The 22,388-nt window shown below is 71.3% G+C and carries 20 protein-coding genes; 6 read left to right on the top strand and 14 right to left on the bottom strand.

All coding sequences use genetic code 11. From position 1 onward, the window contains the following. Positions 1-177: 177 nt before the first annotated feature. Positions 178-393 carry a hypothetical protein gene (locus VFW24_16820; protein HEX5268434.1) on the bottom strand — a complete coding sequence of 72 codons (216 nt, stop codon included), beginning with the start codon at positions 391-393 and terminating at the stop codon, positions 178-180. 140 nt (positions 394-533) lie between these two features. On the opposite strand from VFW24_16820, the gene VFW24_16815 reads away from it, so the two are divergent. Beyond that, positions 534-1,271 carry a maleylpyruvate isomerase family mycothiol-dependent enzyme gene (locus VFW24_16815; GenBank protein HEX5268433.1) on the top strand — a complete coding sequence of 246 codons (738 nt, stop codon included), beginning with the start codon at positions 534-536 and terminating at the stop codon, positions 1,269-1,271. On the opposite strand, the gene VFW24_16810 is transcribed toward VFW24_16815, so the two are convergent. Genes VFW24_16810 through VFW24_16790 form a run of 5 tightly spaced genes read right to left on the bottom strand, consistent with a single transcriptional unit; the run spans position 1,268 to position 5,675 of the window. After that, a complete protein-coding gene (locus VFW24_16810; GenBank protein HEX5268432.1) occupies positions 1,268-1,993 on the bottom strand; it encodes a gamma-glutamyl-gamma-aminobutyrate hydrolase family protein in 726 nt (241 codons plus the stop codon). The genes VFW24_16815 and VFW24_16810 overlap by 4 nt on opposite strands. Beyond that, complete coding sequence (locus VFW24_16805; GenBank protein HEX5268431.1) at positions 1,990-3,366, bottom strand: glutamine synthetase family protein; 1,377 nt, start codon at positions 3,364-3,366, stop codon at positions 1,990-1,992. The genes VFW24_16810 and VFW24_16805 overlap by 4 nt, the downstream gene beginning before the upstream one ends. After that, positions 3,363-4,025, bottom strand: coding sequence for a hypothetical protein (locus VFW24_16800; protein ID HEX5268430.1), 663 nt, complete (start codon positions 4,023-4,025; stop codon positions 3,363-3,365). Before VFW24_16800 ends, VFW24_16805 begins: the two co-directional genes overlap by 4 nt. Positions 4,026-4,053: 28 nt before the next feature. Continuing rightward, complete coding sequence (locus VFW24_16795; protein ID HEX5268429.1) at positions 4,054-4,896, bottom strand: PadR family transcriptional regulator; 843 nt, start codon at positions 4,894-4,896, stop codon at positions 4,054-4,056. Continuing rightward, complete coding sequence (locus VFW24_16790) at positions 4,893-5,675, bottom strand: DUF4097 family beta strand repeat-containing protein (protein ID HEX5268428.1); 783 nt, start codon at positions 5,673-5,675, stop codon at positions 4,893-4,895. Before VFW24_16790 ends, VFW24_16795 begins: the two co-directional genes overlap by 4 nt. 244 nt (positions 5,676-5,919) lie before the next feature. Between VFW24_16790 and VFW24_16785 the strand changes: the two genes are divergently transcribed. Genes VFW24_16785 through VFW24_16765 form a run of 5 tightly spaced genes read left to right on the top strand, consistent with a single transcriptional unit; the run spans position 5,920 to position 14,456 of the window. Then, positions 5,920-7,776: a hypothetical protein gene (locus tag VFW24_16785; GenBank protein HEX5268427.1), complete on the top strand. Its 1,857-nt coding sequence runs from the start codon at positions 5,920-5,922 to the stop codon at positions 7,774-7,776. Continuing rightward, the gene (locus VFW24_16780) at positions 7,757-10,027 is read left to right on the top strand and encodes an ABC transporter permease (protein ID HEX5268426.1); all 2,271 of its coding nucleotides are present in this window, start codon (positions 7,757-7,759) and stop codon (positions 10,025-10,027) included. The genes VFW24_16785 and VFW24_16780 overlap by 20 nt, the downstream gene beginning before the upstream one ends. Continuing rightward, positions 10,024-13,122, top strand: a complete 3,099-nt coding sequence (locus VFW24_16775; GenBank protein HEX5268425.1) for an MFS transporter — start codon at positions 10,024-10,026, stop codon at positions 13,120-13,122. Before VFW24_16780 ends, VFW24_16775 begins: the two co-directional genes overlap by 4 nt. Beyond that, positions 13,119-13,535: a hypothetical protein gene (locus VFW24_16770; protein ID HEX5268424.1), complete on the top strand. Its 417-nt coding sequence runs from the start codon at positions 13,119-13,121 to the stop codon at positions 13,533-13,535. The genes VFW24_16775 and VFW24_16770 overlap by 4 nt, the downstream gene beginning before the upstream one ends. 42 nt (positions 13,536-13,577) lie before the next feature. Continuing rightward, entirely contained in the window at positions 13,578-14,456 is an 879-nt protein-coding gene (locus VFW24_16765) for an SMP-30/gluconolactonase/LRE family protein (GenBank protein ID HEX5268423.1), read from the top strand. A gap of 387 nt (positions 14,457-14,843) precedes the next feature. On the opposite strand, the gene VFW24_16760 is transcribed toward VFW24_16765, so the two are convergent. From VFW24_16760 to VFW24_16725, 8 genes are all read right to left on the bottom strand, one after another. Next, complete coding sequence (locus VFW24_16760; GenBank protein ID HEX5268422.1) at positions 14,844-15,320, bottom strand: hypothetical protein; 477 nt, start codon at positions 15,318-15,320, stop codon at positions 14,844-14,846. A 62-nt stretch (positions 15,321-15,382) separates the two neighbouring features. After that, positions 15,383-16,360: a 2-dehydropantoate 2-reductase N-terminal domain-containing protein gene (locus VFW24_16755; protein HEX5268421.1), complete on the bottom strand. Its 978-nt coding sequence runs from the start codon at positions 16,358-16,360 to the stop codon at positions 15,383-15,385. A 41-nt stretch (positions 16,361-16,401) separates the two neighbouring features. Beyond that, positions 16,402-16,677: a hypothetical protein gene (locus VFW24_16750; protein ID HEX5268420.1), complete on the bottom strand. Its 276-nt coding sequence runs from the start codon at positions 16,675-16,677 to the stop codon at positions 16,402-16,404. Between the two features lie 104 nt (positions 16,678-16,781). After that, positions 16,782-17,477 carry a response regulator transcription factor gene (locus VFW24_16745; protein HEX5268419.1) on the bottom strand — a complete coding sequence of 232 codons (696 nt, stop codon included), beginning with the start codon at positions 17,475-17,477 and terminating at the stop codon, positions 16,782-16,784. A gap of 10 nt (positions 17,478-17,487) precedes the next feature. Continuing rightward, positions 17,488-18,327: a histidine kinase gene (locus VFW24_16740; GenBank protein HEX5268418.1), complete on the bottom strand. Its 840-nt coding sequence runs from the start codon at positions 18,325-18,327 to the stop codon at positions 17,488-17,490. Between the two features lie 116 nt (positions 18,328-18,443). Beyond that, a complete protein-coding gene (locus VFW24_16735) occupies positions 18,444-19,166 on the bottom strand; it encodes a LiaF domain-containing protein (GenBank protein ID HEX5268417.1) in 723 nt (240 codons plus the stop codon). A 118-nt stretch (positions 19,167-19,284) separates the two neighbouring features. After that, entirely contained in the window at positions 19,285-20,721 is a 1,437-nt protein-coding gene (locus tag VFW24_16730; GenBank protein HEX5268416.1) for a glycoside hydrolase, read from the bottom strand. A gap of 339 nt (positions 20,722-21,060) precedes the next feature. Then, the coding region (locus tag VFW24_16725) for a hypothetical protein (protein ID HEX5268415.1) at positions 21,061-22,388 on the bottom strand (1,328 nt) is incomplete at its 5' end.

Genomic DNA, 22,388 nt, shown 5'->3' with positions numbered 1-22,388 from the left:
GGGAGTGAGCAGGTTGAGGCAGCCGAACACGTCCCCCTCCCCCCAGACCCCCCACGACGACCCCTTGGGCGCCCCCTCGCGCACCGGCAGCTCGTCGTAGGACGGCAGTCGCTCCTCCCCCACGGTCCCCCTCCCGTCGGCCCCGGCGCCCGGGGACGTCGGGAAGCTACCGGGAGATCAGGCGAGGGGCACGATCGGGTGCGACTCGCGCATCTCGCAGAACACCAGGAGGCTGGCCTGGTCGAAGGGGATGCCGCAGCGCAGGACGACCTCGTTGACGGCGTCGGGGATCGAGAGGTGGGCCGCCGCCTCCCATGCCGTGCGGTACGGATCAGCCGCGGTCCGGCACCGGATCGAGTCCGGGCCCGGGATGAAGGTGGAGACGTCCAGCATCAGCCCTCCTCCGTACTCAGCAGCCCCGACGGGCCCTCCGGCTCTAGGTTCTTGCCAGGCAATCGGCCTTCCCGACACGGTCGCTACGGAGAGATTGACGATATATGAGGCTTCTCGTCACAAAGTGGATGCACTGACCCGTGCCGCTGGCTCCTGAGCGCTACCTCGAGCTGCTCCGCTCCGACGGCGCCGCCCTCGGGGCAGCGGCGTCTGCGGACACCGCCGCCCGGGTGCCGGGTTGCCCCGAATGGGACGCCGCGGCCCTGGTCGGGCACACCGGGGTCATCCACCGCTGGGTCGCCGAGGTCCTCCGCACCCGGGCCCAGGAGCGCCCGTCCCGGCGGGGGTACGCACCACCGGCCGGCGGCCCTGCGGTACTCGAGTGGTACGCAGGGGGCGTCGACCTCCTGGTCGGCGCCCTGGAGGAGACGGGGCCGGACGCCGCCGTGTGGAACTGGAGCGAGCCCCGGGAGCCGTCCGCCTTCTGGTTCCGCCGGATGGCGCAGGAGACCGCCGTGCACCGATGGGACGCCGAGTCCGCCACCGGGACCGCCGGTGAGGTGGCGCAGGACCTGGCGGTGGACGGCATCGCCGAGCTGCTCGGGTCCTTCCTGCCCCTCCTCTCCGCCGCCGGCCCCCCGCCCGACATCGGCGGCTCCCTGCACGTCCACACCACCGACACCGAGGGGGAATGGACGGTCCGGCGCGGCCCCGACCGCCTCGAGGTCGAGCCGGGGCACGGCAAGGGGGACGCAGCCGTGCGCGGCGCCGCCTCCGACGTCCTGCTGGCCCTGTGGGGCCGGCCCGTGTTCGACCGGGTCGAGACCTTCGGGGACGAGTCCGTCGTCGAGCGGTGGCGGGAGCTGATCCGCTTCTAGGCGGACCCGCCGCGCCGCTGGCCGGCGCGCCGCACCAGCTCGGCGAAGAGCCCGAGGTGATCAGGACGGTGGCGGAGCAGCTCCGGGTGCCACTGCACGGCCACGACGTTGGGCGCGCCGTCGAACTCGAGGGCCTCGACCGTGCCGTCGTCGGCCGTCGCCGCGATCCGGGTCCGGGGACCGAGCGCCTCCACCGACTGGTGGTGCAGCGAGTTGACCTCGAGCACGCCGCCGTGCGCACCGGGCAGCCACCGCTCCAGCGCCGTGCCGCCGGTGAGCTTCACGGTGTGCACGGTCTGGTTGTACCGGTCGAGCTCGAAGTGGTCCTCGACGTGCTGGGTCAGGGTGCCACCGAGGGCCACGTTCATCACCTGGCAGCCGCGGCAGATGGCCAGGGTCGGGTGGTCACGCTCGACCACCGCGCCCGCCAGCGCCAGCTCCAGCTCGTCCCGGACCGGATCGGTCTTCACGGTCTCGGGAGCACGGTCGTGGCCGTACGACGCGGGGTCGACGTCGTCGCCACCGGTCAGCAGGACGCCGTCGACGGCGTCGAGGAAGGTCTCGGCGTCGCTGACGTCGATCAGCGGGAGGAGGACGGGCACTCCCCCGCCTTTGCGCACCGCCTTCACGTACGCCGAGTTGGTCACGTGATGCAGGACGCGCGTGTCGACCTCCTCGACGAGCGCCTGGTGGGCGGCGATGCCGATGACCGGCCCGCTCATACGATCTCGAAGTAACGCATCAGCTCCCAGTCCGTCACCTGGTCGGCCCCGGCGTCCCCGCCGGTGGTGGCGAACATGATCCACTCCCACCGCCTGGTCTGCACCCAGTGGTGGACCATCGGGGCGCCGAGGATGTCGGTGAGCGCCTTGTCCCCCTCCAGGGCGTCGGCGGCGGCGCCGATCGACGTCGGCAGGTGGGGAAAGCGGTCCGGGAGGCCCCAGGCGACGAGGCGGGTCTCGGGGTCCGGGTCGATGCCCCCCTCGAGCCCGGCCAGGCCGCCGGCCAGGATCGTCGCCAGCGCCAGGTGCGGGCAGACGTCGCCGGCGCCCACCCGGTGCTCGACGCGCGCCAGCTTCGGGTCGCGAGAGACGACCCGCAGGGCCACCGACTTGTTCTCCTCGCCCCAGGTGACGGTCGTCGGAGCAGGGGCAAACGGGACCAGCCGCCGGTACGAGTTCACCGTCGGGGTCAGTATGGAGTGGGCGGCGGGCATGGTGGCGAGGAGACCGCCGATCCAGTGGCGCATGAGAGAGCTCCGCCCGTCGGGCGCGGACCGGTCGTGGAAGGCGGACCCGTCGGCGCGCTGCAGGGAGTGGTGGATGTGGGTCCCGTTGCCGTAGCCGTCGGTCGGCCGGGCCATGACTGTGGCGCTGCGCCCGGTGTCGGCGGCCACTTCGCGCACCACCTGGCGGACGCGCATTGTCCGGTCGGCGGCCGTGACCGGGTCGGCCGGCTCGAGGTTGATCTCGAACTGGCCGGGAGCGGCCTCGGCGCTCCACGCCTCCCACGGGATCCCCATCCCGTCCAGGCGCCGTACGACCTCGTCCATGAACGGCGCCATGCGGTAGGCGTCCTGGGTCGTGTATCCCAACGGCACGGGCAGCCCGAGTGGAGTGAGGCCCCGATAACCCTTGGCCCGGGCGTCCCCGTAGCTCTCGGCAAAGACCATCCCCTCGATCTCGAAGGCGGCCCGCGCCGCCAAGCCGTGCGACTCCAGCCGGCTCAGCACCTGCTGGAGCACGCTCCGCGGGCACACCGGTAGCGGCTGCCCCGACACGTCGACGTGGTCGACCATGCACGCCGCCATCTCCGGGCGGTGGGGGATGATCACGAGCGTGGCCAGGTCCGGTCGCTGGTGGATGTCCCCCAGGCACTCCTGGCGCCAGTCGTCCCACCATCCGAGGTAGGGCGTCCCACCGAGGTCGTAGGCGAAGGCGATGTCGGACACGGCCGGGCCCAGCGGCAGCGAGCGCTCGAACTTGGCGCGCGCCAGGTGCTTGCCGAGGACGAGGCCGTCGGGGGACACGCCCTCGGTGCGCACGGTCGTCACTCCATGAGCCGCCAGCCATGCCCCCGCCTCCTCCGGGGTCATGGCGCGACCGGCTCCCTCCGGTCCTGGCCGAAGGTCCAGGCGATGGACCGGCCGGTCAGCACCGAGGCGTGCTCGAAGGTGCCGGCCCCGCGCAGCCGGCCGGCCAGGAACTCCTCGCCGATGATCTTCTCGCCGCTGAACACGGCCACGAGAGTGGCGGCGGCGCCGTGGAGCTCGTAGGCCGGCTCTCCGTCCGGTTCTCCCAGCCGGAGCCGGGCGTCGTCGTCGGTGCAGACGACGAGAATCGATGACGGCATCCGCGGGGCCCGCCCGGCGAACTCCCAGAAGCCCTGCGCCTCCTCCTGCCAGGTCCCGTGGGGGGGCTCCAGCACGGCGGAGGCACCCAGGGCAAACAACGGGTGCCGCGCCGCCCCCTTCACCTTGGGCTTGGGCGCATCCGGACCGGACATGTTGTTGAAGTCGAGGGTCACCACCACGGCGGCGTCCGGGGCCACGCCCCGGGCCAGAGCCACCCGGCCCCGCCCGAAGCGGATCGTCACCGCCTGCGTGTCGACGGACGACCGCAGGGCCATCACTCCCGACAGCCGCGCCATGCGGCGGGCCAGGCGGGGCTGCGAGGCCGACCGCCGCAGGGTTGCCGCCACGGCCAGGACGACCGGGGGGGCGTGCTCCTCGGCCGTGATCTCGGGCGCCGCCATCGGCGTTCAGTATGGCGGCCGGATCAGGTCAGGCCCAGTGGTCGCGACCTTCCTCGCCCGAGGGTTCGTGGGCCCCGGCCGCTCCGGTGCCCGTCCCCGGATCGGGTACCGGTTCACCGTCGGGTTCCCCACCCGCCCCCCGCCGGTCGGATCCGTCCTGGTGCCCGCCGAGGGCGGCCAGCAACGCGTCGCGTGCGTCGATCAGGACGGCGCGCGCCCGGTCCACGCCGGCACGGTCGATGCTCACCCCGCGCGCCCGCGCCATGACATCGGCCACGAAGGCGTCGAGATCGGCGTGGAGCGACCGCAGCTCCAGGCGGGAGCCGCCTGGCTCGACGTCGGCCCGCTCCCTCTCGCGGTGGCGGTGGCGGCCGCCGCCTCCCGGCTCGCGTGCCCCTCCGCCGAACAGGTCCCCGAGCCCCCCGGCCCCGAAGGGGTCCCACCCCGCACCCCGGGCCTGCCGGGACGCCCAGCGCTCCTCGCGCTTGACGTCCTTCATGGCGTGACGCAGGTCGTCGCGCATCTCCCTCACCGAGTCGCGTACCTCGTCACGTATGGCCCCGGCCAGATGCCGGGCCGACTCCACCGCCCGCCGCTGCAGCTCGTCGAGCTCGCCGCGGCGCTCGTGCAGCTCCTGCCGGCCGGTGTCGGTCAGCCGGTAGACCTTGCGGCCGTCGATCTCCTCGTGCTCGATGAGCCCCTCGTCCTCGAGCGACTGCAGACGGGGGTACACGGTCCCGGCCGACGGCGTGTACATGCCGAGGAACCGGTCCTCCACCATCTTGATGAGGTCGTAGCCGTGCTGGGGCTGCTCGTCGAGCAGCATCAGCAGGAACAGGCGCAGGCCCCCGTGGCCGAAGACCCTTCTCATACGAGCACCTCCGGTGTGCGGGCCCCCCCGCCATCGGGCACCGCCCGCCGGGGAAGCACGGTCATCGCCCCCGAGACGGTCCGTAGCAGGATGCGCGGGCTGTCAGCCGTGGCGTCCCCGATCCGGGCGGACATGCCCCGACCGCCGCGGAGCACGGGCCGTCCGCCGACGTCCAGACGCCCGCTGACCGAGCACGCCTCGACGTCGGCACCGACCTCCTCGGGCACGCGGACGGCCAGGTCTCCCGACACAGTCGAGCAACGGCAGGTCCCCGAAGGAAGCAGCTCCAGGTCGAGGAACATGTCCCCGGACGCCGAGGAGGCCTTCAGCTCGGCGAGGCAGCCGCCCGCCAGCTCCACCGATCCCGACACCGTGGCGACCTGCAGGCGGCCGGACACCCCTTCCATCTCCACCGGGGCCGACACCGTCCGCGCCTGGACGTCCCCGCCCACGAAGCTGAGAGTGACGGGCCCGGACACGGTGGCCGTCCGCACCTCGCCCGCCATGCCGGCCACGACCGTGGAGGCGTTGACCGTGCTCGACTGGACCGACGCACCCGGCGGGCACTGCACGGCCACCGTGGCGCGGGGCCGGATGCCGTGACCCGGCCACGGCCAGGGCACATGCCTCACGACCAGGACCCCGGCCTCCTGGCTGACCCGGATCTCCGGGCCTCCCAGCCACTCCACCTCGACCCGGCTGGGGCCCGGGGTGGCGGAGACGAGCACGTCTCCGGCCACGAGCGAGACCTCGACCCGGTCCACCGTGTCCAGCTCCATGCTCACCCTGCCGTCGGCTGCGCTGACTGTTCTGTCCAAGGCCTCTTCCCCTCCCCCCGGCTCACTCACGATATATCGCGTTACTCGTTTCGCGGTCAAGACATATCGCGACATCCGGCTTGTGACTCTCGGCACGTGCGGTGGCAGGATCGGCCGGGAAGGCGCCGAATAAGCCGGTCAGCCCGATTCGCACGGATTCCCCGGCCCGGGCCCCTCGATCTCGCCAACGGAGGACCACAACCTCATGACCCCCGCGGCCCTGGGCCGGCGCTACGCCCCCCTCATCGTGCTGGCGGCCGTCCAGATCATGCTCGTGACCATCGCCCCGTCGGGGCCGGCCACCTCGGCCAGCCCCTACGGCAACGGGTTCGCGGCGCCGGGGGCGTCCGGCGGGACCGGGTCCGGCTCGGGTGCGGGCGCCGGCGGATCCCTGGCAGGCGGATCGGCGGCCGGCGCCAGCGACAGCTCGTCCTTCTCAGGCGGATCGCTGGGGGCGGGCGGCGGCGGGACCGACACCGGCACCGGCGGGCTCGGTGCGGGAACGACCGGCGGGACCGGTGGCGGAGCCGGGGGCGCCGGGGCCACCGGTGGTACCCCAGGCCAGCTGTTCAACTGCGGCCCCGACGGCAAGACGGTCGGGCCCACCTTTTACATGCCGGCGTGCACCCGGGTGGTGCCCCAGGCCCAGAACGGCGGGTCGACCATGCCCGGGGTCACCCGCACCAACATCAGCTTCGTCTACGACGTGGCCCAGGCCAATGCCCAGGTGAACGCCATCCTGGCGACCGAGGGCCTGGCCGCCAGCGCCGAGCAGACCTGTGAGGACGCACGCGAGTTCACCAAGGAGGTCAACAAGCGCTGGGACCTCTACGGGCGCCAGTTCGTGAGCCTCAACGGCCCCGGCAACCATTCCGGTCCCGGATCGGTGAAGGCCAACGGGGGCGGCACGTGCACCTTCCCGTTCTTCCAGAGCCAGTGCTCGTTGACCCCGCCCGATCCGCCGTGTGAGCGCGCCGAGGCGGATCTGATCGCCTCCATGCATCCCGCCATCGTCATCGCGCCGACGGCGGACCCGTCCTTCTACAACCAGCTGGCCAAGGATCAGATCGTGGTGTGGGGGGGCGAGACCGAGCCGGACAGCTACCACACCCAGGTGGCGCCGTTCTACTGGGACTCGTTCGAGAGCGGGACACTGACCGCCCAGATGGACGCCGAGTACTGGTGCAAGAAGCTCAACGGCAAGCGCGTCCAGTACGCCGGCAACGGCCCGGGCGACGTCATGGGCTTCGGGGGGATCGGGAAGCCGCCTCCCCTCCGCAAGATCGCCGTCACCTACCCCGCAACAAATGGGGACCCCACCTACAAGAACAGCGTCGACCTGTTCCTGAGCCTGATCAACGGCAAGATGTGTCAACCGGCCGGCGGCCAGGCCGTGGGCATCGCCTACCAGTCGGACATCAACACCGCCGAACAGCAGTCGACGACGATCGTGGCCGAGCTCAAACAGGGGCACTACACCGACGTGATGCAGTTCGGTGACCCGATTGCTCCGGTGTTCCTGACCAACACGGCCGACAGCCAGGGCTACCACCCCGAGATCATGCTGTCCGGCATGGGCCTGATCGACTACGACGTGCTCGGCCAGCTCTACAACCAGAACGTCTGGCGGTTCGCCTTCGGTCCCTCGAGCCTGTACGACAACGTCCCGTTCCCGCAGTCGGACGCGGCCAAGGCGTGGGAGGACGCCGGGAACCCCGGTCCCCCTTCCGACCAGACCGCCAACCTGGCGTGGGCCTACTTCAACGCCATGGCCACCTCGTTCCAGCTGGCGGGTCCGAACGCCAACCCGGGAACGATCCGTAACGGCTTGTGGAACGCGCCGGGCGAGGGTGGGGACCAGCACCACCCCCTGATCTCGTTCAAGGGCGTCTACACGGGGATCCAGGACATGCGGGAGGTGTGGTGGTGCGGGACCCAGAACTCCCCGATCAACAACCACCCCGGCGTCTACGTCTCGGTGAACGACCCGACCTGGCGCCACCGGTTGGGCCAGTGGCCGACCGATCTGAAGGTCTTCCCCAATGGCCCTTGCCCCGCCTGACGCCCTGAACCGCCTCCGGCGCTCCCCCGCCGGAGAGCGGCTGGCCGAGCTGTGGGGAAGCCGTTGGATCGGCGGTCCGGCCAAGGTGGTCCTGGCGTTCGTCGTTCTCATCGGCGTCCTCGAGGGCGTGCTGCGCAACAACGCCCCTCCGCCGGGGGTGCTCGTCTTCGGCGCCATCGTGGGGCTGCTGTACGCCATGGTGGCGTTCGGCCTGATCCTCGTGTACCGAGCCAACCGGATCATCAACTTCGCCCAGGCGGAGATCGGCGCCGTACCCGCCGTGATGGCCGTCCTGTTGATCAAGGTCGACCACGTCCCCTACCTGCTGGCGTTCGTCATCGCCATGGGCTCGGCCATCGTGGCCGGCGCCCTCATCGAGTTCGTGATCATGCGCCGCTTCCAGAACGCGTCGCGTCTGGTCGGGTCCGTCGCCACGATCGGGGTGTCCGGGCTCCTGGGGCTCTTGCAGTTCTATCTCCCGAGATGGATCGGAGGGGGCTTCATCGTCGACCCGAAGCCCCCGAAGACCCCCTTCTCCAACCTGCACCTGACGATCAGGCCGATCATCTTCGACGCCAACTCACTCGTGATCCTGGCCGCAGCTGCCGCCGTCGTCGTCGGGCTGACCCTGTTCTTCCGCCTCACCGATGTCGGGATAGCCGTCCGGGCCTCGGCGGAGAACGCCGACCGGGCCCGGCTGCTCGGGATCTCGGTGAAGCGGCTGTCCTCCTACGTATGGATCCTGGCCGCCGTCCTGTCCGCGCTGGGGATCTTCCTCCGGATCCCCGTGATCGGGATCCCCGTCGGTGCCGACATCGGCCCCTTCCTGCTCCTGTACGCGCTGTCGGCGGCGGTGATCGCCCGCATGGAGAGCTTCAGCATCGCCCTCATGGCGGGAGTGGCCATCGGGATCATCGAGCAGTCGCTCTACTACTTCTCCAAGGACCCGAGCATCGCCAGCGCCCTGATGCTCCCGATCCTGCTGGCCGCCATGCTCTTCCAGCGCCGCCGCACCGGTCGCGGCCGCGACACCGGCCTGACCACGTGGTCGATGAGCCGGGAGTTCCGCCCCATCCCCCCTGAGCTCCGCAACCTCCCCGAGATCGCGTGGGCCCGGGCCCTCGGGGGGGCGGTGGTCCTGGGCCTGGCCATCGGGCTTCCCTACATGTTCGGCATCGAGCAGCAGATCCTGGCCTCGACGGTCGTGGCCTACGGGATCGTGGCGGTTTCACTCGTGATCGTCATGGGCTGGGCGGGCCAGATCAGCTTCGGGCAGTGGGGCTTCGCCGGCATCGGCGGTCTCGTTGCGGGGGGTCTGGCCGCCCACCTCCACACCGACTTCTTCGTGACCCTGATCGCCGCCGGGCTGGCGGGGGCGGTGGCGGCCGTCGCCATCGGACTGCCGGCGCTGCGCATCCAGGGCCTGTACCTGGCGGTCACCACGCTGGCCTTCGCCATTGCCGTCCAGGTCTACCTGCTGTCCCCGAACTACTTCTCGCGCCTCCTGCCGAACAACTCCCAGACCATCGAACGACCGCTGCTCTACGGCCGCTACAACCTGAGCGGCCCGCGGGCCTACTACTACCTGTGCCTGGTGATGCTGGCGCTGGCGCTGCTCTCGGCGCGCTTCGTGCGCCGGAGCCGGGCCGGCCGGGTGATGATCGCTGCCCGCGACAACGAGCGGGGGGCCCAGAGCTACGGGGTGAACGTGGCCCTGGCCAAGCTGGCGGCCTTTGCCCTGGCGGGCTTCTGGGCGGCGATCGCCGGGGCGCTGTTCACCTACGGCCAGAAGGTGATCGAGACGCAGTCGTTCGACCCCAGCATCAGCCTGGTCCTGCTCGAGATCGTCGTCATCGGAGGAACCACCTCGATCCCCGGAGCGCTCCTCGGGACGGTTTGGATCGGCGGCCTGCAATATGCCGGCTTCAACCCCCACATCCAGGTGCTGGCCAGCAGCGTTGGCGTCCTGCTCCTGCTGTGGCTGTTCCCCGGCGGCTTGGCCCAGATCGCCTACGACTACATCCGGGACCCGCTCCTGCGCACGGTGGCGGTGCGGCGGGGCCTGCTCGTTCCGAGCATCCTGGCCGACACGCGGGCGGAGAAGGAGATGGAGGCCACCCAGGCGCGTGCCCTTACCCGGGCCATGGCGTCCGCACTCGAGAGCGGCAACGGCGCCGACGGTGACCCCGACCCGTCGGAGGAAGGCGGCCCCCGTCGGGGCCGGGGCACCCGCGCCCCGGTGCCGTCGTGACCATCGAAGCCACCCCCACCGACGAGCTCGTGCCGAGTCCCCCCGCCGTCGAGCGGCCCCAGGGCGGCGCCGGGCCCTTCGGCCTGGTGGGCCCGCAGTCCGTCTTCCCACTGCTGGCCCTCACCCTCATCTACCTGTTCGACCAGTTCAGCGGCAACGCCTTCGCCGTCCTGTCGCCGACCATCGAGCGCGCCTTCCACCTCTCGGACAAGCAGTTTGCCCTCGTCATCATCATCAGTCTCACCCTGACGCTGGTCGCGGCCGTCCCGGTGAGCTTTGCGGGGGACCGACTCCCCCGGCGGGTCCTCGTCGTCGCGGGCGGTATCGTGGCGGCGGTCTTCACCCTCTTCACAGGCGTCGTCGGCAGCGTGGCGCTGCTCTTCCTCGTGCGCTTGGCGGCCGGTGTCGGGCAGCTGGTCAACGACCCGGTGCACAACTCGCTCCTGGCCGACTACTACGTCCCTGAGGACCGGCCCCGCACCTACGCCGTGCACTCGTCGGCCATCCAGATCGGCGCCATCCTGGGGGCGGTGGCGGCCGGGATCGTGTCGGCCGCCGGTGGCTGGCGGGCGGCATTCATCGTTCTGGCCGTGCCGATGCTGGTCGTGGCGCTGATTGCGGTCCGCCTCCCCGAGCCGCGCCGGGGTGGCACCGACGATGCCGAGGCCGCCGAACAGGTCGAGAACGAGGCGCCCGTCGGGTTCCAGGAGGCGTGGCGGACGCTGTGGGCGGTGCGCAGCCTCCGGCGTCAGTTCTTCGCCTGGTGCTTCGTCGGCGCCGGCCTGATCCCTCTCGTCTACATCCTCCCCCTGTTCTTCCAGCGGGCCTACGGCTTCGGGGACCTGGGCCGGGGCTTCGTGATCGGCGCCAACAACGTCTTCATCCTCGGCGGCGTCATAGCCGGCGGCCGCTGGACGCAGCGCTGGTCGGAGAAGGGCCTCGGAGAACCCCTGCGGTACGCCGGCTACGCCCTGACCGGAGTGGGGATCGGCCTGGCGGTCACCGCCGCCGCGCCGGTGGCCGGCCTGTCGATCGTCCTCGGGTTCGGGACCAGCTTCGTGGCCGGCATCTTCTACGCCCCCTTCTATTCGGTGCTGGCCCTCGTGGCCCCGGCCCGGGTGCGCACGCTCGCGTTCGGCATCGGGTCCCTGTTCCTCGTGGCCGGGGTGTGGGTCCTGTTCGTTCTCACCGGAGCGGTCAGCGTGTCCACCGACGACGGCATCCGGTGGGGCGTGGCGGTTCTGGCTCCGTACTGGGTGGTGGGCGGCCTGATCCTGGCGGCCACCCGGAAGTACGTCCCCGGGGACGCCCAGCGGGCGCTCCGGGTGCTCGCCGCCCAGGTCGAGCTGCGGCGGGCCCGGCTCACCTCCGGCGAGCGGTCCCTCCTGCGCTGCACCTCCCTCGACGTGGCCTACGACTCGGTGCAGGTGCTCTTCGGCGTCGACTTCGACGTGGCCGAGGGGGAGATCGTGGCCCTGCTCGGCACCAACGGGGCGGGCAAGTCGACGCTGCTCAAGGCCATCTCCGGTCTGGTCGAGCCGGCCGGCGGGGCCGTCTTCTTCGACGGCCAGGACATCACCCACGCCGACGCCCGGGCCGCGGTCGGTCTCGGGATCGTCCAGATGCCCGGAGGCCGGAGCATCTTCCCCACCCTGACCGTGAACGAGTGTCTGCGGCTGGCGGGCTGGATGTACCGCCGGGAGCCCGACCACGTCCGGTCGGCCACGGCCCGCGTGCTCGAGTACTTCCCCGTGCTCCGCGAGCGCGCCGACACGCTGGCCGGGAACATGTCAGGCGGGGAGCAGCAGATGCTCGGGTTGGGGATGGCCTTCATCGCCAAGCCCCGTCTGCTGATGATCGACGAGCTCAGCCTGGGGCTGGCCCCGACGATCGTGGGCCAGCTGGTGGACATCGTGCGCGCCATTCACGACCAGGGGACCACGGTCATCCTGGTCGAGCAGTCGGTCAACGTTGCCCTCACCCTGGCGCAGCGGGCGGTGTTCATGGAGAAGGGAGAGGTCCGCTTCTCCGGCCCGACCGCCGACCTCCTGGAGCGGGGGGACATCCTCCGCTCGGTGTTCCTCGAAGGTGCGGGCGCCGCCGTGGGAGTCGACACGGGGGGCGGTTCCGAGTCGGGACCGAGCGGGTCGCGCTCGTCGCGCTCGTCGGGCTCGTCGGGCCGCGCCCAGGCCGCCGCCCGGCGGGAGGCTGCCGCCCGGCGTCAACGCCTGCTCGAGGGACCCACCGCTCTTACCGTCCAGGAGATATCGGTCAGCTTCGGCGGCATCCGCGCCGTCGACGGTCCGTCGTTCACCCTCCACAAGGAGGAGATCCTGGGGCTGATCGGTCCGAACGGCGCCGGGAAGACGACGATCTTCGACGCCATCTCCGGCTTCGTCCCGATCGGCGGGGGCCGGATCCAGCTGGGGTCGACCGACATCACGAGGTCGTCCCCCGACGCCCGGGCCCGGATCGGGCTGGGCCGCTCCTTCCAGGACGCCAGGCTGTTCCCGTCCCTCACCGTGGCCGAGAACATCGCCGTGTCCCTGGAACGGCACCTCGAGGTCCGGGACCCGGTGGCCGCCGCGCTCGGGATGCCGGCGGTGGCCGAGACCGAGACCGAGGCGGCGTGGAAGGTCCACGAGCTGATCGAGCTGCTCGGGCTCGGCGCCTTCCGCAACAAGTTCGTCTCCGAGCTGTCCACCGGTAGCCGCCGCATCGTCGACCTGGCGATGTCGATAGCCCACCGGCCCTCGGTGCTGATCCTCGACGAGCCGAGCTCCGGCATCGCCCAGCGCGAGACCGAGGCTCTCGGGCCGCTCCTCGAGCGGATACGCGACGAGATCGGCTGCAGCCTGCTCGTCATCGAGCACGACATGCCGCTCGTCACCGCCATCGCCGACACCATGATCGCCCTCGAGCTGGGACGGGTGATCGCCGAGGGCACGCCACGGGAGGTCGTGAACCATCCTCAGGTGGTGGCGTCCTATCTGGGAGCCGACGAGTCTGTGATCGCCCGGTCCGGGAACCGGCGGTCGACGGGATCCGGACGCTCCCGGCGCTCGAAGACAGCGGCCGTCACCCCTTCAGAGTGAGACGCCGGTCCCTCCTCGCGGCGGTGGGGGTGCTGACCGCCCTCTTCGTTGTGGCGGTGATCGGTCCGGGCGGGAGCCATTCCCCCGCTCAGGCGGCGGGGGCGGCCACCACGACGCCGGCGTCGGTCGCGCCGGCGTCGACCACCCCGGCCGGGGCGGCGCCGACGGCACCAGCCTCGGGCGGCGCGGCCGGTTCCCGCTCCGGCTCGTCGCACACGCTCACCCGCACGGAACGGGCCCTCCTGCTCGTGACGCTCACGTTCCTCGTCGGCGCCGGGCTCCTCGGGTCCCCCGAGACGGAGGACCCCGGAGACACCAGGAGGCCGGCGATCACCCTCTACGACGACCCGGCCCTCCTCGTGCGGCAGGCCCCGCCGCGGCGTCCCGTGGGGGAGCCCCCTCCCCTACGGTGAGAGGCGGACCGGCGGCGCAGGCCGGGCCGGAAGGGGGGCGGAGTGGCCGCCGAGATCGTGAGAGACGGGCTCTACTTCGGAGAGGGTCCGCGCTGGCGTAGCCCGTATCTCTGGTACTCGGACTTCTACGACCACGCCGTGCACCGGATGGACGAGTCCGGCCACGACGAGCGGGTGATCGAGGTGGCGGCCCAGCCTTCCGGCCTCGGGTGGCTCCCGGACGGACGCATGCTCGTGGTGGCCATGCGCGACCGCGCCGTCCTGCGCCAGGAACCCGACGGGGCGCTGGTGACCCACGCCGACCTGTCGGCCTTCGAGCCGTTCATGAACAACGACATGGTCGTGGACGCCGAGGGCCGGGCCTATGTCGGGGGGTTCGGATTCGACCTGGACGCGGTGAGCGACGGGCGGGGCGAGGCAGCCGCGGGCGAACGGCCCCGGCCCACAGTGCTGTCTCTCGTCCAGCCGGACGGGACGGCGTCCGTGGCAGCCGACGACATGGGCTTTCCCAATGGATCGGTGATCACCCCGGACCGGTCCACGCTCATCGTGGGAGAGAGCATGGGCGGCCGCCTGACCGCCTTCGACCGGAATCCGGACGGGACCCTTACCAACCGGCGGGTCTGGGCCGACCTCTCGGCTGCAGGTGCGGTGCCGGACGGCATCTGCCTGGACGAAGCCGGCGCCGTCTGGCTGGCCGACCCCCTCAGCACCCGCTGCGTACGGGTCGAGGAGGGCGGGCGCGTCCTCGAGGAGGCTGTGTTCGGGGAGATCTGTTACGCCTGCGCCCTCGGGGGGGCGGACGGTAGGACCCTTTACGCGCTGACCGCACCGAGCTCGCACTCTCAGAAGGCTGCGGCCGAGCCGCTGGGCCGCATCGAGGCGGTGCGGGTCTCCGTCCCCGGGGCGGGGTCTCCGTAGCGGGCACGAGCTCCGTCACCATCCCCGTCGGCGTCGGCGTCGGCGTCGCCGTCGGCGTCGCGGAAGTTCGCTGCTCCACGCTGGTTCCGGCTGGTTCGGAGCGCCGGCCGACGACGTCCTCCCCCCGCCCCCGCGATCTGAATTCCTGCTGCCGTATTCGAAAGTTCAGATACGACCGCTGTTTTCTCGCCACGTGCGGCAGATCCAGCACGAGGAGCGGCCGGACCCGGTGCTCGCTGGCTCCCTCGGTGAGACCACGCTCACCGAGGGTGTGATTTGGCTTGCCGTATTCGACAGTTCATATACGGCAGGACTTTTTTGTGGCGGGAGGGGCGGGGGACCCGCGTCGTCCGGCGTTGCGCCCGCCGTCCGAGCGACGCCGTCGGGTCACCCCGCCCGGTTCCCGCCCCCGGGCCCACCGAGTGTCTCGAGGATCTTCTGGATCTCCCGATCCTGAGCGAGCAGATGGGCCTGGATCTGCTTGGCCTCCTCCAGAACCGCGACCGCGTCGTCGTAGGTGGCCTGCGACCGCTTGTCGGCGGCGCGGGCCTGGATGTTCTGGCCGACGATGATGATCGGCAGCAGGACCAGCTGGATGAAGTTCGACGAGATCCAGGCGATGATGATCGTCGTGTTCCCGCTCTTGAAGGCCGCAGGGGCGGACACCAACGCCACCGCCGTGAACAGGTAGGCGGCCCACATCGTGCCGACGATCAGGGTGATGCGCAGGCCGAGGGCGGCGTTGAACCGTCCCATGACCGTCGTCCCGTGGTAGTCGGTTGCCACGTCCCGGACCTTCGTTGGCCCACTGGCCGCCCGGGCGGCAATGTGCGGGTGAGGCACGTAATGGAAGATGTCGGGCATGGAGAAGGATCCCATGACCACCGGGGCGGGGAGCGGACCCCCTTGCGCTGGAAGCGGCGGCTTCAGCCAGCCCTGACGCCGAGGCGCTCCAGGATCTCCGTGGCGGCAAACGATCCCGGCGGGCGCTGCTCCCGCGCCGCCTGCAGCGCCAACCGGACCAACAGCTCGTTGGCGGGAGTAGCCACCCCGTGCAGCCGGCCTAGAAGGACGACCTCTCCATTCAGATAGGCGGTCTCGATGGCCCCCGTTCCGCGGGCCAGGCTCTGCCAGGACGAGTCCCCCCGCCACCTCTCCCCCGCCGCCGGCACCACGCGGAGCTTGTCGGCGCGCCGGGCCCGGTCCTCCTCGGCGGACGCGAAAGGAATTCCGGCGGCCTCCAGGCACGCCATCCCCTCGGCGCGGACAACGTCGTTGACCGGCCCACTCCGTGCCTCCGGCCCGCACAGGGCGCCGATGGCGTTGCCCAGGTTCATGAGCAGCTTGGTGTGCTTCCAGCGCATGATGTCGGGGCGCACCTCGGACTCCATGCTGGAGGCGCCGAGCGCGCCCGCCACGTCGTCGCACACGCCGTCGGTGCCCGACGGGTAACAGCCGACGTCCAACAGGGCGGTGACCGGGGCGGAGTGGGCCATGACCACCCCGGGCTCGAGGTGGGTGGCCGGGCACATCACGCAGATTCCGTAGACGCGGGCGAACCGCCTGAGGGCCTCGCGCTCGTTGGCCACGCCGTTCTGCAGGCAGACGACGGGCGTGTCGGCGGGAGCCACCCGCGCCAGGGCGTCGAGGGCGCCGGCGGTGTCCTGGCTCTTCACAGCCAGCAGCACCACCTCCGCTCCGGTCCACTCCACCTCGGCGGGTTCTCCGTGCACCGGAACCCCGACGGTCACCGACCCGTCAGGTGAGTCGACCCGCAGGCCTGCCGAGGCGATGGCCTCCCGGTGCGCACCGCGGGCGATCAGCTCCACCTCATGGCCGTGCTGGGCCAGCCGGCCCCCGACGACTCCGCCGACCGCGCCGGCGCCGAAGACGACGAACCTCACCGGATCGCTGTCACCGGAGCGGGCCCCATGGGGCCCGGAACCTACCGGAAGTGCCGGACGAGCGCGACCGCCGCGGCCACCAGCCCGACGACCACGGCCAGCTTGAGAGCCAGGAAGACCGTCCCGATCACCAGTCCGATCAGGTGCCAGCCCAGCACCAGCGCCACGATGCCGACGACCACCGCCGCCGCGCCGCGCAGGATCCCGCCGGATCCCCGGTGCGCCATGGCACCGGCGCCGCTGCGGTCGAGACGGGCCGTCCCCGGATAGGCGCTGGGATCCGTGTAGTCGGTGCCGAACTTCGAGAACCTCGTCATGCTGTCAACGGTACGGATCCGGGACCACCGCGTCGTCGTCCCGGATGAGGATTGGTGGTCATCCCCCAGGTCGATTCCCGCGCCGGTGAACCACGACCGGCCCGTCAACCTCCAGCAGACACCAGCCCCGACTCGTAGGCCAGCACCACGGCCTGGATCCGGTCACGGAGCGCCAGCTTGGTGAGGATGTGGGCCACGTGGGTCTTCACCGTCGTCTCGCTGATGTACAGCTCCTCGGCGATCTCGGCGTTGCTGAGCCCCCGGGCCACGGCCCGGAGCACCTCCATCTCCCGCTGGGTCAGGGTGTCGAGGCCGGCGGCGCCCCTGGGGCCGACACCGGCGGGCTGCCGGGCGAACTCGTCGAGCAGCCGCCGGGTCATCCGGGGCTCGATGAGGGCGTCACCGCGCGCCACGGCGCGGATGGCGTCGGCCAGGTCGTCGGGGGGCACGTCCTTGAGGAGGAAGCCGCTGGCGCCGGCCCGGACGGCGTCGAACAGGTAGGCGTCGAGGTCGAAGGTGGTGAGGATCAGCACCTTGACATCGGTCGCTTCGGTGAGGCGCCGGGTGGCCTCGACCCCGTCCATCCGCGGCATGCGGACGTCCATCAACACGACGTCCGGCCGCAACCGGAGCGCCTCCTCGATGGCCGCCGCCCCGTCGACGGCGTCGCCGACGACCTGGAAGCCCGGCTCACTCTGCAGGATCAGGCGGAAGCCGGACCGGACCAGCGCCTCGTCGTCGACGACCAGCAGGCGGATGGCCGCAGACCGGGTCTCCTCCCCGGACGGATCTCCGCTCACGCCGGCGGCGTCAACCTTGGCCCGGCAGCAGCGGGATCCGGGCGTGCACGCGCCATCCCGGGCCCGGGGAGCGGGGCCCGGCGTCCAGAGTCCCGCCGAGGGCGGCAACCCGCTCCGCCATGCCCATCAGGCCATGGCCCTCGGTCCCCCGGGCCGAAGCCGCACCCGCTCCGTCGTCGTCCACGAACAGCACTATGAATCCGGGAGCGTAGGTCACCTCGACCTGGACATGGGCCCCCTGAGAGTGGCGCATGGCGTTGGTCAGAGCCTCCTGCACGACGCGGTACACCGCCAGGCCGACGCTTCCGGCCGCGTCGGGCTCCACCCCGGAGACCCGGAGGTCCACGTCGAGGCCGGCCTCGCGCGACTCCTTCACCAGGCTCTCGAGGTCCGCCAGCCCCGGGAGCGGCTGGCGATTCGCTCCGGCTCCGGCCGGGTCGGGACGCGGGGGACCGGCCTCGCCGATCGACGCGTCGGCGCCGCGGAGCATCGAGAGCATGCTGCGCAGCTCGGATAGCGCCCGCCTGCCGGTCTGCTCGGCGTTGGCCAGGGCCTCCTCCGCCTCCCGGGGCTGGCTGCGCCCGACCCGCCGGGCGGCGGCGATCTGGATGGTCATGAGGCTGACGCTGTGGGCCACGATGTCGTGCAGCTCGCGGGCTATCCGCACCCGCTCCTCGGCCACCGAGAGCTTGGCGCTACGGTCCTCGTCGACCTTGGCCCGCTCCACGCGACCCATGAGCACCCACGTGCCGACCGCGATCAGGGCCAGCGGCCACAGGTCCACGGCATGCACCGCCCACAGGTGGAGGCTGTCGAAGAGGTAGCCCAGTCCGACGATCAGGTAGATCACACCGAAGATGACCCGGCTGGGCCGAGACCGGCCTGTCGCAGCCCGGCGCCGCCTCGGCGGAGGGACCCGCACGGTCGTGGCGTGGTGGTGGTGCCTCGTCGGGGCCCCTGAGGCCCTCACTGGGAGTGCTTCCCGTCGGGCACCGGCGACGGCTTGGGGGTCGGAGGCACCGGTGATGGCTTGGGGGCCTGAGGTACAGGATGGTCCACCGTTATCGGCCCGGCCCCGACGTGCAGGTCGAGGGTCAGGCGGAACTTGTTGGTTCTACTCCAGTCCGGGTCCTGGTAGTTGCCGGTCTCGTCGAAGCCCGAGCCGAGGTCGTGACCGAGGACGGTCACGGGTCCGGCGGTGTCGTGCGCGTACACACGAAGCGCCACATCCGAGGGCACGATCACGTGGAGGGGACCTGCCCCGACGCTCGCCGCGACCTTCCGCCGCGAACCGGGTGGGAACTGGATCTTGCTGAGGTCCAGGATGAGCGGCCCGGCCGCCACCTCGTACTTCGCGTGGATCCCGTTCAGCTGCGTTGGCGTTTCGGAGTCCGGCCCCATTGAGGTTCCGAACTCGGAGCGGAAGTTGGCCGAGGCGCTGTTGCCGAGCAGGCTCAGGGCCAGGATGCCGCCGACCAGGATCGGCCAACGGCGCCGGCCGGTGCGGCGGGTCACGAGCAGCCCGGCGCCGATGCAGACCAGGGCCACCGAGGCCAGCGTGCGGCCCGCCACGTGGAACAGTCCCAGCTCCCCGAGCAGCCACAGCGTCCCCGCCGCCAGCAGGGCCATCTCCAGCAGGCTCCGGTCCCCGCCCGAGCGCGTGACTACGTCCTCGGCCGGCCGGCTCACATTGGGAGAGTAACGACGGCGCCTTGCCCGGTCATCGGTCCCGACGCCGAATCCGTCTCATCCTCGGGGATGACCCGGGCCGGAGACCGGTCCCGGGCCCGTGAGCGGGCTCGGTTGCCTAGACCCCGGCTCGTGAGGTGGTGCGGGAGGTGGTGCGGGACACCCTCGGGGAGGTGGTGCGAACCGCCGACTGGGAGGCTCCGGTGACGTCCACGACCACGGTGGTCACGCTGCGAGGGGGTAGCGAGAGCGTGACCGCCCCGCTCACCGTGCTCGTCGGGAGGGATGCCAGATTGGCCCGGACGTCGGTGACGTAGGCGTGCGTCGTGCCGGCGACCACCCGGGACGGCAGGTGGATCACGGTCTGCGTGCTGCGGGTGGACGAGTTGTTGGCCGCCACCACCGACCAGTGCCGGCCCTGCTCGAAGGCCAGAGCCTCGACGCCCGCCGGCAGCCCGCCGACCTGGTGCATCACGGCCCCCGGCCGGACGTAGCGGCTGAACGAGGCCATGACCCAGTAGCGCTTGGTGAGGTACAGGGTGTCGTTGCCGTCGGTCTTCCAGTTCGGGTCGTAGTAGACGAGGCCGTCGTTGCGCCCGCCGGGGTTCACCCGGTCCTGGCAGCCCGGTTTCCGGCCGGGAGCGCAGCCGATGTTGGGCGATGCCGCCACCCACCAGTCGAACGCCGAGTCGTGCGCCGCCCCCAGGTCTCCGAGGATGGTCCGGGCCAACCACAATCCCGAGCTCATCGTCGGGTCGTACTGCCACCCGAAGTCCGACCCGTCGTAGCAGCAGATCTCGGTGGCCCAGTGGCTCACCGGGAGCCGGTTCACCTCTGACAGCGTGGCCTGGTCCGGGTAGTCGTAGGTGTGGTGGGCGATCACCGCCACCGCCCCCTTGGCGGCGGGGAGCCAGCGCGGGGCCTCGGCGACGAGCTGGCGGACCATGCTCGACTCGTCGGCGATGACCCGCGGACGGGCCGGAAGAGCGGCCAGGTCACGGGCCAGATCGTCGACCACGGCCGCCCGCTCGGAGACCGGTACCGCCATGCCCTCCTGCCGGCACGTCGGCTGCGACGTGTCGGGCTCGTTCATCGGGCTCACGTAGGACAGCCGGATGTGGTCGACCGTGTCGAGATGGGCCACGACCTGGGCCAGGTAGGCGGCGTAGGCCTTGATCCGGTCCGGCCGCAGGACACCACCACAGCTCTTGCCGTTGGTGGTGAACTGCCCCGGGGCGCTGTTCACGAACCCGATCAGCTCCGGAACCCCGTACGAGGATGCCAGTTGCAGGAAGGCCAGCCCATTGGGGTCCGCCGACCAGTCGTACGTCCCTGTCCGGGTGAGAAAGGTCGGCGGAGCCTTGTAGGGGTCGGTGACGCCCACCCCGCCCCCGCCGATGTTGTACCGGTACTGGGACACCGCCAGCCCGGTCGGGGCGAACAGCAGCTCCCCGAGCTGCTGTTGGGCCGCCGCCGGGAACCGGCCCACGTTCGCCGGCCACCAGCCTCCCGAGACACCGAACCCGTCGATGCGCTGACCTCTCTGGGGCGCCACTCGGAGGTCGGCCGTGATCGGACGGAGGGGCGCGGCATGGGCTGCCACGGGGCGGGTCGCGCCCGAGCCAGGGCGGGCCGGGGCCGCCGGGCGGACGGTCGGGTGGACGCGGGCCGGGGCACGGCTCCTGGCGCCCGCTGCCGGGGCCCAGGCCGCGACCACCCCGAGCAGTGCCAGTGCTCCGCCCACCACCCGCCGGCCCGACCTGCGAGCGCTCACCGCCGTTCCTGGTTCAACCCGTCCCCGACCTCCACCTGGTCAACGGTCCACCGAGCGCATCGGTTCCCGCCCCCGGAGACTTGAGGTACCGGCCGGGATCGGCTCAGCACATATATTGGCTCAGCACATGTAGTAGCAGGCGTACGGGTAGCTCGGGGGGGTGTCCGGACCGGGGAGCCCGCTGAAGATGGTGACCGTGTTGGCGGCCTGGAACCAGGGCGGGTTGGCCTTGGGGAACTGGCCGTAGAGATAGCGCTTGCCATTGTTGACGTAGCGCCACATGCCCACACCCTGGGTGTTGGATTCGTCCGAGCCGGTGGCGGTGGGGTCCCACCAGATGAGGGTGGCGTCGTCGTAGACGTTGTAGTCGTCCCACGGCCACAACTTGGAGCCCCAGCTCACCACCGAGTTGGCCACCCGGCTCTGATAGTCGCTCGGGGAGATCGGGTACCCGAACAGGCCCGGGTAGACCCGGCCGACGCAGGGGATGCTGGCGCTGGCCCCCAGCCACCCGGCGTGGGTGGTCGAGGTGTACGGGGGCTCCCCGCACTGGAAGGTGCGCGGCGTCAGGTCCGGCCCGGCCAGGGAGATCCCCGTCGTGAGGAAGAAGGAGAACGGCCAGGCCGCCGTGCTGTCCTCGTGGGTCGCGGGCGGCTGGGCCTTGTACTCCCACTCGTACAGGTGCAGGGCGTCGGTCAGATCGGTCGGGACCCGGTCCGGGAGGAGGCTGAGCCCGAAGGCGTGACGCCACTGGGTCTGGTCGTACAGCCGCCCGAAATGGGTCTCGTCGGTCAGCGCCGATCCGGTGTCGATCCACTCCGGGAAGTAGTCCTGCTTGGTGGCACCGGTGGTCAGATACACCGGATCGATCGGGTCGGCCACCATGATCACGTCGCTCACGTGGTCGTTCTTGAACTTGGCCATGATCGTCTGCGCGTCGGCGGGGCCGTTGGGGTCGACGATCGGGAACGACACGTCGTCGACCAGGTTGATGCCACACTGTTTCAGCTTCTGGGCAAAGAACTGCGCACCCGCAACGTACGCCTGGGTGTTGTCGAGGCTCGACGCCCCCGGCCAGACCAGACCGAAGGTGCGGGACTTCTTGAGCGGGGCGTTGAGGTCCGCCTCGCCGGCGAACTGGGGTGGGTAGGGGGCGATCTCGTCGCAGATCATCTCCGCCCGCATCAGGTAGCCCTGGGTCTCGTCGGGCAGCCCGGTGCCCCACACATACGGGGCCCAACTGAGGTAGTAGGAGGCGGGCACGGTCACCGTGCAGAAGCAGAGCACTCCGTCGTTGGCCAGGGTGTTCTGGAACGCGGTGGTGCACCCGACCTCGGCGCGCATGTCCCAGGCGATGAAGGCCTTGAGCTGCTTGGCGACGTAGGTCGCGTCGCTCTGGCACTCGGCGTTCTGCGCCGCGGTCGAGTCGTTGCTGTTGTAGGAGCTGG

This window comes from Acidimicrobiales bacterium (assembly GCA_036273495.1).
Taxonomy (GTDB): Bacteria; Actinomycetota; Acidimicrobiia; order Acidimicrobiales; family JAJPHE01; genus DASSEU01.
Note: the sequence above shows the minus strand (reverse complement) of the source record. Positions and strands in the feature narration are given on the sequence as shown.

Excerpts from the sequence above, each read along its gene's own strand:
- VFW24_16820 (HEX5268434.1), bottom strand. The coding sequence starts at position 393 with ATGCTGGACGTCTCCACCTTCATCCCGGGCCCGGACTCGATCCGGTGC.
- VFW24_16810 (HEX5268432.1), bottom strand. The coding sequence starts at position 1,993 with ATGAGCGGGCCGGTCATCGGCATCGCCGCCCACCAGGCGCTCGTCGAG.
- VFW24_16805 (HEX5268431.1), bottom strand. The coding sequence starts at position 3,366 with ATGACCCCGGAGGAGGCGGGGGCATGGCTGGCGGCTCATGGAGTGACG.
- VFW24_16800 (HEX5268430.1), bottom strand. The coding sequence starts at position 4,025 with ATGGCGGCGCCCGAGATCACGGCCGAGGAGCACGCCCCCCCGGTCGTC.
- VFW24_16795 (HEX5268429.1), bottom strand. The coding sequence starts at position 4,896 with ATGAGAAGGGTCTTCGGCCACGGGGGCCTGCGCCTGTTCCTGCTGATG.
- VFW24_16790 (HEX5268428.1), bottom strand. The coding sequence starts at position 5,675 with ATGGAGCTGGACACGGTGGACCGGGTCGAGGTCTCGCTCGTGGCCGGA.
- VFW24_16785 (HEX5268427.1), top strand. The coding sequence starts at position 5,920 with ATGACCCCCGCGGCCCTGGGCCGGCGCTACGCCCCCCTCATCGTGCTG.
- VFW24_16780 (HEX5268426.1), top strand. The coding sequence starts at position 7,757 with ATGGCCCTTGCCCCGCCTGACGCCCTGAACCGCCTCCGGCGCTCCCCC.
- VFW24_16760 (HEX5268422.1), bottom strand. The coding sequence starts at position 15,320 with ATGCCCGACATCTTCCATTACGTGCCTCACCCGCACATTGCCGCCCGG.
- VFW24_16750 (HEX5268420.1), bottom strand. The coding sequence starts at position 16,677 with ATGACGAGGTTCTCGAAGTTCGGCACCGACTACACGGATCCCAGCGCC.